Origin of the sequence: Ferroacidibacillus organovorans (assembly GCF_001642725.1) — a bacterium.
Taxonomy (GTDB): domain Bacteria; phylum Bacillota; class Bacilli; order Alicyclobacillales; family SLC66; genus Ferroacidibacillus; species Ferroacidibacillus organovorans.
This window is the reverse complement of record NZ_LSUQ01000012.1, coordinates 48,836-58,168: the sequence shown is the minus strand read 5'-3', so window position 1 is coordinate 58,168 and position 9,333 is coordinate 48,836. Positions and strand designations below refer to the sequence as shown.

Annotated in this window: 13 protein-coding genes; all 13 read left to right on the top strand. The window is 50.7% G+C overall.

Translation table 11 applies throughout. The features are described 5' to 3' along the window. Positions 1–442: penicillin-binding transpeptidase domain-containing protein (locus AYW79_RS06270; protein ID WP_269449057.1), on the top strand; the 442-nt coding region annotated here is incomplete at its 5' end. A gap of 34 nt (positions 443–476) precedes the next feature. Beyond that, complete coding sequence (locus AYW79_RS06265; RefSeq protein WP_067563305.1) at positions 477–1,178, top strand: septum site-determining protein MinC; 702 nt, start codon at positions 477–479, stop codon at positions 1,176–1,178. Next, on the top strand, positions 1,178–1,972 hold the full coding sequence (minD, locus tag AYW79_RS06260; RefSeq protein WP_067563302.1) for a septum site-determining protein MinD: 795 nt from the start codon (positions 1,178–1,180) through the stop codon (positions 1,970–1,972). Before AYW79_RS06265 ends, minD begins: the two co-directional genes overlap by 1 nt. A 113-nt stretch (positions 1,973–2,085) precedes the next feature. Further along, on the top strand, positions 2,086–2,874 hold the full coding sequence (locus AYW79_RS06255) for a M23 family metallopeptidase (protein ID WP_197460960.1): 789 nt from the start codon (positions 2,086–2,088) through the stop codon (positions 2,872–2,874). After that, the gene (locus tag AYW79_RS06250) at positions 2,871–3,737 is read left to right on the top strand and encodes a M50 family metallopeptidase (RefSeq protein ID WP_067563296.1); all 867 of its coding nucleotides are present in this window, start codon (positions 2,871–2,873) and stop codon (positions 3,735–3,737) included. Before AYW79_RS06255 ends, AYW79_RS06250 begins: the two co-directional genes overlap by 4 nt. Before the next feature lie 123 nt (positions 3,738–3,860). Beyond that, positions 3,861–4,172, top strand: coding sequence for a 50S ribosomal protein L21 (gene rplU, locus AYW79_RS06245; protein ID WP_067563293.1), 312 nt, complete (start codon positions 3,861–3,863; stop codon positions 4,170–4,172). A 5-nt stretch (positions 4,173–4,177) separates the two neighbouring features. Beyond that, positions 4,178–4,498 carry a ribosomal-processing cysteine protease Prp gene (locus AYW79_RS06240; protein WP_067563290.1) on the top strand — a complete coding sequence of 107 codons (321 nt, stop codon included), beginning with the start codon at positions 4,178–4,180 and terminating at the stop codon, positions 4,496–4,498. A gap of 20 nt (positions 4,499–4,518) precedes the next feature. Beyond that, positions 4,519–4,821, top strand: a complete 303-nt coding sequence (gene rpmA, locus AYW79_RS06235; RefSeq protein WP_067563286.1) for a 50S ribosomal protein L27 — start codon at positions 4,519–4,521, stop codon at positions 4,819–4,821. A 79-nt stretch (positions 4,822–4,900) separates the two neighbouring features. Continuing rightward, positions 4,901–6,178, top strand: a complete 1,278-nt coding sequence (obgE, locus tag AYW79_RS06230) for a GTPase ObgE (protein ID WP_067563284.1) — start codon at positions 4,901–4,903, stop codon at positions 6,176–6,178. Positions 6,179–6,205: 27 nt separating this feature from the next. Then, positions 6,206–6,679 (top strand): NUDIX hydrolase, encoded by a 474-nt coding sequence (locus AYW79_RS06225; RefSeq protein WP_067563282.1) that lies wholly within the window; start codon positions 6,206–6,208, stop codon positions 6,677–6,679. After that, complete coding sequence (locus AYW79_RS06220; RefSeq protein WP_067563280.1) at positions 6,676–7,170, top strand: M67 family metallopeptidase; 495 nt, start codon at positions 6,676–6,678, stop codon at positions 7,168–7,170. Before AYW79_RS06225 ends, AYW79_RS06220 begins: the two co-directional genes overlap by 4 nt. Positions 7,171–7,273: 103 nt before the next feature. After that, complete coding sequence (locus AYW79_RS06215; protein ID WP_067563277.1) at positions 7,274–8,356, top strand: GspE/PulE family protein; 1,083 nt, start codon at positions 7,274–7,276, stop codon at positions 8,354–8,356. Next, positions 8,328–9,326: a type II secretion system F family protein gene (locus AYW79_RS06210; RefSeq protein WP_067563273.1), complete on the top strand. Its 999-nt coding sequence runs from the start codon at positions 8,328–8,330 to the stop codon at positions 9,324–9,326. Before AYW79_RS06215 ends, AYW79_RS06210 begins: the two co-directional genes overlap by 29 nt. Positions 9,327–9,333 lie beyond the last annotated feature (7 nt).

The following is a 9,333-nucleotide window of genomic DNA, read 5'->3' as shown; positions in this document are numbered from 1 at the left end:
GTATACGGCGGCGCTCGCAAACGGCGGTTATCGCGTCACACCGCACGTCGTCAAACAGGTGGGGGGAGTTAATCTCCGTTTCAAGCGTTATCCGATCGCGGGCATTGATCAAGTGGCGTTGCGCGAGGTTCAGCGTGGAATGTGGATGGCGTGCAATGATCCCTTGGGGACAGCGTACTCGACCTTTCACGGAGCGCATCGCGATGTAGCATACGCGCCCGCAGGTAAAACAGGAACTGCAGAAACGGGTGTGAAAGGTTTCGATAACGCGGTTTTTATCGGGTACGCACCGTATCATCATCCGCGCATCGCCATCGCCATCGTTGTTCCAGGCGGTGGTCACGGCGCAGATTCGACGGGACCGATAGCTCGCGGGATGCTTGATCGATTCTTTCCGCATAAAGCTCCAGCGATTAGCAGGAATATCACTGGTAAACGTTGAATTACCATGAGATATCGATAGGAGGAGGGCTAGCATGTCACGTTTTGCTATGCGTCCATCCGCAACGACCATCAAAGAAACGGTCTCGATAAAAGGCATCCGCAATGGATTGCTTTTCACACTAAGGGATGATGTGCCATTTCGCGATGTGCTCAGTGCATTGGAGGAAACGCTGCGAAAGGATGCTTCGCAAGGCGAGGAAACCTCACTTCTTACGGCCTATGTACAATTAGGTAATCGCATACTAACGGATGAAGAAGAACGAGAATTGCGCCATGTGATTGCAGCCGTTGGAACTATGATGGTAGGCGGCCTTGAAGGGGCTCCTAAACCGAGTGACTGGATGAAAAAGGAGCCATTCGTGTTTAAGGGAACGGTGCGTTCAGGCCAAGTGATTGAACACGATGGAGATATCGTCATCATTGGTGATGTCAATCCAGGTGCGCGCTTGATTAGTACGGGTGATGTGTACGTGATGGGCGTTTTACGCGGTGCGGCGCATGCGGGAGCCGCAGGAGATCGCGATGCGGTGGTTGCCGCCGCTTATTTTCAACCACTTCAGATTCGCATCGCCGATGTCGTTCGGCGAGCGCCTGAGGGAAATGTTCAGGCGGCTGAGATGGAATTTGCTTATTTGCGTGAAGGTGAACAGATGGCAGTTGAACGGATGAACGCGCTGATTGCAACCAAGGCGCATCGGCGAAATCGTCGAGTTTCGGGACAAGGGGTGTCATGATGGGTGAAGCGATCGTAGTGACGTCAGGTAAGGGTGGCGTCGGAAAAACGACGTCTTCTGCCAATATCGGGACGGCACTCGCACTTCTTGGGAATAAGGTGTGTATGGTAGACACCGATATTGGACTGCGCAACCTCGACGTTGTCATGGGTCTTGAGAATCGTATCGTCTATGATATTCTCGATGTTGCAAATGGGTCGGCCAGATTGGAACAGGCGTTGATTCGCGACAAACGGTTTGAGAATCTCAGTCTGTTGCCTGCAGCACAGACGAAAGATAAGCTCGCATTGAGTGAAGATTCCATGAGAGCGATTGTAAAAAAGTTAAAAGAACTATTCGATTATATTATAATTGATTGCCCTGCAGGGATTGAACACGGGTTTCGCGTTGCCACAACGGCGGCAGATCAGGCAATTGTCGTGACAACACCGGAGCAAGCGGCCGTTCGCGATGCGGATCGCGTGATTGGGTTGCTCGAAAAGGAAGACATACCGCAGCCGAAATTGATCATCAATCGAATTCGTGCTCACATGGTTAAAAACGGCGATATGCTAGATATCGATGATATCGTTCAGATTTTGTCACTCGATCTACTGGGCGTCGTTCCGGATGACGAGCAAGTTATCAAGGCGGCAAACTCCGGTGAACCGACGGTGGTTCAGCCGAATTCACGCGCTTCGATCGCCTATCGCAATATTGCCCGACGCATCGTTGGCGAATCGGTTCCACTCATGTCGCTCACGGAACAAGAAGGATTCTTTTCAAAGTTTAAAAAAATGATGGGAATGCGTTAATGTGACGATTGCGTTTGCTTGATCTCTTGAAGGTCAAAGTTATAAATCACTCTGTTGTGTCATAAACGTGGGACGAGAAGTAAACACGGATGATGCGGACGGGGTGGTTTTTTATGGAGGACAAGCGACCGGAAGAGATGCTTCACGTTCGACCAGAATACAGTATTTCTCCTGATGACGATGTGTACGGTTCACCGCGTTCGTGGACAGGGGCGCAACTCCCGGTCCGGCGCGAATCGCGTGAACAGGAGAATCGACGGCGCGAAAATGTTCGCGAGCGTTCCTATTCCCGCGGATTGAACGATCGTCGCTCTACGCAAAAACAGCATGGAATGTCGCTCTTTGTACTGCAGTCGATTGGCGCCGTTTTCTTGATTGTATCCATTGCGATTCTCAGTCACAGCAATCGCAACTTTGCAGTTTCTTCTACAGCCTTTCTGCGACAGTCTTTGACGTATCAAGACCTTGCGCAGCATCTTCCATCGCGCATCGCACAATGGCTTGGCGTGCCACCGACTGCATCGCCGAGTGTCGGCGTGGTCTCGCAAACGGTCGACGTGGTTCCACCACTGCGCGGGACGCTCGTGCGACCTTTTTCCATGTTGAACCCAGACATCATCATTCGCGGACATCGCGGATCTCCGATCATCGCCGCGGCAGAAGGATTGGTTACCCAAGTAGGAGAATCGGCCGCCAATGGATGGTATGTGACGATCGATCACGGCGCGATGGGGCAGACATTCTACGCGAAAATGGCGCGCGTCGTCGTCAAACCGCGCGAGTACGTCACGGTTGGCGAAACAATCGGTTATCTACCTGAGCAGAGTCCAGAGTTGACCTTTGGCTACATTCATAATGGTCGGTATGAAAATCCTGCGACACTGATCGGTCTTCACGCGTGATTCGATTTTTTGGCGTGCGCGTTCGTTTGAGTCCCCTGTTTCTTATTGTCATTCTTGCCGCCTATTTAGGGCATGTCCTCGATCAAGTGGCGGTTCTTTTTGCCGTCGTTATTTCACACGAAATCGGGCATGTCCTTGCGGCGCACCGCTTTGGCATCAAAACCGAATCCATTGAACTCTTGCCGTTTGGCGGAGTTGCTGTGATGCGCGGACGACTCGGATATGACGTTCGTCAAGAAACGTTGATTGCGGCGGCAGGGCCACTCGTCAATTTGTTATTTGTCATCGTGGCACTTCCGCTGCGCGCGAGCGGTGTATTAAATGATGCGTGGACGAATTCCTTTGTATCGATCAATCTGTCGATTGCGCTGTTCAATCTGCTCCCGGCGCTCCCGCTTGATGGCGGGAGAATCGCGCGCGCGGGGCTTGCGATATCCCGAGGGTATCACTCTGCGACAAAGGTAGTGACGCGCGTGTCCTTCTTGATCTCCGTGGTTCTTATGGGAATTGGCGGCATCTCCCTCATCCTCGGTTATGCGGATCTTGGCATCTTTGCGCTCGGTCTATTTTTACTGTACTCTGCGTTTTCCTTGAGCCGTCAATCTCGGTACGATACACTTCGCTTTCTTGACGCACTTCGTCATCACCAAGGGACATCTTTACGACCCATTCGCTCCATGCTTGTGCAAGAAGATATGAAACTCGGTGATGTTGCGAGTCAATTCTCTCCCGGCGCTTACCATATCATCTATGTACAGTCTTCTTTTTATAAGGGGTCACGTCCCATCACACAGGATGAAATTCTCGATGCCATTTTTGAGTCATCAGGGTGGAGTTTGCCGCTTCGCGCGTTGCTCTCCTAAGCAACGTGTGGTATTCTACTTCAGTGGCGCATTTTCAATGTGTCAACCGCATGGATAAGGCTTCAAATCGGCGCTTCGCCGTGCCTTACAAACAGCGAGTCTACTCCAGGAGGTGCGTATAGGATGTACGCAATTGTTGAAACAGGTGGCAAGCAGTTTAAAGTAACGGAAGGTTCTACCCTTTACGTAGAAAAACTTGAGGCGGCAATTGGCGATCAAGTGGTCTTGGATCGCGTGTTTCTGGTTGAAAAGGATCAATCGATTACGGTGGGAACTCCTCACGTACCCGGAGCAAAAGTGCAAGTCACTGTGCTTGATCACGGTAAAGCCAAAAAAATCATTGTTTTTAAATATAAATCGAAGAAGAACTATCGCCGTAAACAAGGACACCGTCAACCGTTTACAAAAGTTCGCGTTGACGCTATTACGCTTTAAGAGCAATGATTCGCGTTACTGTGACACGCAACGAAAACCAAACCATTGAGCGCGTGGTGGTTTCTGGACATGCTGGCGCAGGGCCGCTCGGTTTTGATCTCGTATGCGCAGGTGTCTCAACACTCGTCGTAACGTGTGTAAACAGCATTGAGCGACTCACAGGTCTGCACTTGAATGAAGTTGAACGAGACGGCTATGTTCGGTTTGATGTGCCCCAAAGCCGTGACGCGCAACTCTTGGCAGAAGGTATGCTGATTGGTGTGCAAGACATGGAGCGGGAGTACGGAGCGCACATTACACTCCGCACAATGGGAAAGAATAAATAACGATTTAGGGAGTGATATTCATGTTGCGGTTAGATCTTCAACGGTTTGCTCATAAAAAAGGGGTTTCCTCGACACGAAACGGTCGAGACAGTCATTCCAAGCGCCTTGGCGTGAAACGCGCAGACGGTCAGGTTGTCAGCGGAGGCAGTATATTGGTTCGCCAGCGCGGCACGCGGATCTATCCTGGTCTGAATGTGGGGCTTGGCAGTGACGATACGCTTTTTGCAAAAGTCGAAGGACGCGTCAAGTTTGAGCGCTGGGGACGCGACCGTAAGCGCGTAAGTGTTTATCCTGTGGTTGTAGAAACTGCTGCGCAACAATAAGTGAGTCGAATTACGCGTGACCCAGTCGCAGCTGCGGCTGGGTCACTTCATTATGAAGCGATAAAAGGAGGCGATCAAAATGTTTATTGACATTGCAACAGTCGAAGTTCAAGCAGGGAATGGCGGAGATGGGATGGTTGCGTATCGACGAGAAAAGTACGTTCCGCTCGGTGGTCCTGCCGGTGGAGATGGTGGCAAAGGCGGCAGCGTTATCTTTTTTGTCGATGAAGGATTGCGCACACTCATGGATTTTCGCTATCAACGCCACTTGCGAGCAAAGCACGGTGAAAAGGGGCGCCCCAAAAATCAACACGGAGCGAATGCGTCTGATTTGATGGTAAAAGTACCACCAGGTACGCTCGTGCGCGATGCAGCCACGGGGAAACCGATTGCAGATTTGACACGTTCAGGACAATCGGCAGTCATTGCGCGCGGGGGACGCGGGGGACGCGGCAATGTGCGTTTTGCAACAGCCAAAAATAAGGCGCCTGACATGGCAGAACGCGGCGAGCCAGGCGAATATAAAACCGTTCAACTGGAGCTCAAATTGATTGCAGACGTCGGACTGGTAGGCTTTCCGAGCGTTGGGAAATCCACACTGTTGTCTGTCCTGAGTGAGGCGAAACCAAAAGTTGCCGCATATCCCTTTACGACCCTGACGCCCAATCTAGGCGTCGTGATGGTCGATGATGACCCTGGCAAGACGTTTGTACTCGCCGATTTACCAGGGTTGATTGAGGGGGCGCATGAAGGGCTCGGGCTTGGACTCGCCTTTTTGCGGCATGCATCGCGAACGAAAGTGATTGCTCACGTCATCGATATGGCTGCCGTTGAAGGCCGCGATCCATTACGTGACTATGAGATTATTTTAGAAGAGCTGCGCGCGTACGATGAGGAATTGCTCCGTAAACCTTCGATCATTCTCGCAAATAAAATGGATGATCCAGAGGCGAATCTTCACTTGGAACGGTTTTGCGTAGCGTATCCTGACATGCGTGTACTGCCGATTTCGGCACTGACGCGCACAGGACTAAATGAAACGGTCTATCAAATGTATGACATGGTTGAAAAAGCAATCAAGGAAGTTCCTGTCGATGATGTCGATGCTGTCGTTCAGGTGAAAATTGAAGATCGCGAGATTCACTTTGAAATCGTTCGCGATGACGAAACGTATGTCGTGATGAGTGAGGAACTCGATCGACTGGTGCACGCTACAAATTTCACACAGTATGACGCTGTGAAACGATTCCAGCGAATTTTGCGGCGCTCTGGAGTGGATGACGCGTTGCGCGCGTATGGCGCACAAAACGGCGACCAGATTCGGATCAGCGACATGGAGTTTGACTTTGTCGATTGATGGAGCGCGATAGGAGAGTGTGCATCGATGGAGCAAGGTCATCCGAAGCTCACGCGTGATTTTGTGGCGACTGCGATTATTGCAAATGGTGGACGAGCTGTACTGCTTTTTCACAAAAAACTGAAGCGCTGGCTTCCTCCGGGTGGGCATATTGATCATCCAGAACTGCCGGACCAGGCAGCCGTTCGCGAAGCGCGTGAGGAGACGGGCTTGCGAATCGCGCTCATTTGTGATTATGAACCCGCAGGGTTTGACCACGCGCTTCCTCGCCCAGCGGGCATTCAATTGGAAAACATTTCGCCAGGTCATCAACACATTGACCTAATCTATCTTGCTTATCCGATCGATGGGACGACGCTTGTGTCAAATGATGAGTCGACTGCGCTTGGTTGGTTTACACTCGAAGAAATGGCGACCATGGGTGTTTCTGATGAGGTGCGGGCATGGTGTAAAAAGGCGATCGATGCGGAGCGAATGTTGCGCGGGGGGGAACAGGCGTGAGCGATCGTTTTTTACTTCGCATCGCGTTCGCTGGGAAGCCGTCACTTCTTCTCGAGCGTGACATGGCCGAGGAGATGCTTCAATACGCTGTAGAGCGGCTTCCGTACGAAGCGGGTGGGCTGATTGCCGGTCATCGCGCAGGGGATGGAACGCAGTGCGCATCACGCTTTATTGCGTTAGAGAGTGCGTTTCTTTCAGAAACGCGGTATACTGCGCGAGCGTCCCTCGCAGTGCGCGCCGTTTTTGCGACGGAGCAGCGCGGAGAATGCATGATCGCGACGGTTCACAGCCATCCGCAAGGGGATGGCTTACCTTCTGAACGGGATATCCGTGAGGCGTTTGGATACACAGATCTTCTTCACATCATCATTCATTTTGCGCAGGGGAAGGCACAACTTCGTTTTTTTTCCTATCAAACAAGTGAGAACGGATTTTCTTATCTTGAAGGACACCCCTCTTTTGACGATTTCATGTTTGACACTCCCCTGTAGTCCACTCATACAAAACAAATACTTTCCTATCCAACAGTAAAAAGGTTTAAGCATCGCCACCGCGAACAGACTCAGCATGAACAGCTGGGGGTGAAGTGGTGGGATGCTTGTTTCCGATTTGACGGATGAAATCATTGCGACAGGTTTATTTTTAAATGCCTCAGACATTCATCTCGACCCGATGGATGACCAGTGGAGGCTGTCGTATCGCGTTCACGGGCGCGTGTTTCGCGCATCAGAGGTCAGTGACTTGGAGGACGATGTATCACGTGTCGTACCACAGCGTCTAAAAGTGTTAGCAAAACTTTCGCTTGGTGAACAGCGCAAAGCGCAAGACGGACATTGGCGATCCTCTACGCGTCACGGTCAATGTGATCTCAGAATTTCAACGATACCGACCATACGCGGAGAGCGAATGGCGATCCGCTTGATTCCAGTGGACAACCCGTTTCTGACGCTTGATGATCTTGGCTTGATGCGAATTGATTTGGCTGTCATTCGCCGAATGGCATCGTGCAAAGGGGGATTGATCGTTGTTTGTGGACGCGCAGGGAGTGGAAAGAGCACGACACTGCACGCCATTCTTCAAGACCAACGTGTGAAAGGCCGCACGGTGATCAGCATTGAGGACCCGGTTGAGCGCCTGATTGATGGATACAGTCAGATCGAAGTGGATGAACGAAACGGAGTCTCTTTTTCAGAAGCGCTGCGAGCAACTCTGCGGCAAGATCCGGAAGTGGTTATGATCGGGGAAATTAGGGATGAACTGACCGCTGAGATTGCGTTGCGGGCGGGCTTGACCGGCCATTTGATTGGAACTTCACTGCACGTTGAACATCCGAGAAGTGTGGTGACGCGCTTGCTTGACCTTCGTCTGCCGCTGCTCTCCATACGCGAAGTGATTCGCCTGATCGTTCATCAGGAACTTGTTCCAATCTCATGTAGCAGCTGTCGCGGAAATGGGTGTCAGACCTGCTCACAGACAGGCGTGATTGGTCGCAAAGCTCTGTTCCGTCTCCTGTTCGGCAATGACCTTTTGTCACTATTGAATCAGGGTGGGTCACAAGGAGCTAAAGATGCTCAAGCGTTTCACAAGCGGGAGGAGTATGAGGATGTGGTTGCAGAGAAAATCGCAGAATCGAACACGGGCAATGAGTATGGAGATACTTTTTACGGATCTCCATGATTTGCTAGATGCGGGGATTGACATCCAACTATCGCTGCAGATCATGCGCGAATCGGTGGTCGATCTGCAATTAAAAACGTGGATCGAAGTCATTCATGATGGGTTGCTTGAAGGATTAACAATCTCTTCACAATGCGACGCGTTACAGTTTCCGTTGATTTATATCGCGATCATTCAGTCTGGTGAAGCGATTGGTGATCTCGTTGAAGCGTTGGATTTGTGCAGTGGTTATATGATCCGCCGAAGAATCATGAGGGAGCGATTCCAAAAGTTAACTCTCTATCCGACCTTCTTGTTTTTGCTCACATTAACCGTGATGGAAACGATGTCGTTAACGGTGATTCCAAACCTTAAAAGAATGTCGAATGCGCTCAACCTAGAGACTGTTTCGTCAAATTTTTGGTACGACTTTTTTGGACTCTTCGCGATTTATCTGCCGATTAGTGTGGGCGGAATTGGTATTCTTAGTGTTTTTATCGTCTGGAAGCGGAAATGGTTTTTCCCACGGATGATTCACTTTTTACTGCAAAAAAAAGTGACACGTACATTTACGCAGTTGATGCTCTCGAGTCCTGGGCTCGATATGTTGACATTTTTATTACGCGGGGGTACGGATGTGCTGCGCGCTTTGAATATTGTTAGCGAGCTTGATGCATTGAATACGGGGGAGTGGTGCAAGCTGGTTTCCCGCGATATTGAACAAGGAATTCCTTTCTCGGAGAGTCTTAAAAAAATTGATCGCATGCCAACGCATGTAGCGATGATTATGGCACACGCAGAGTCAACAGGCTTGTTTGCGGAAAGTTTTCAACGCGCTTCTGAGAGCGTCACGCGCATGCTTGAACGCCATGTGGAGCGCATGGCGAAATGGGCAGAGCCGATATTGATTTTTTTCTTGGGGGGAATGGTCATGGCGAGTACTATGATGCTTTTACTCCCCATGCTTTCGCTTGTGAGACAGATGTCCTAAATGAAAA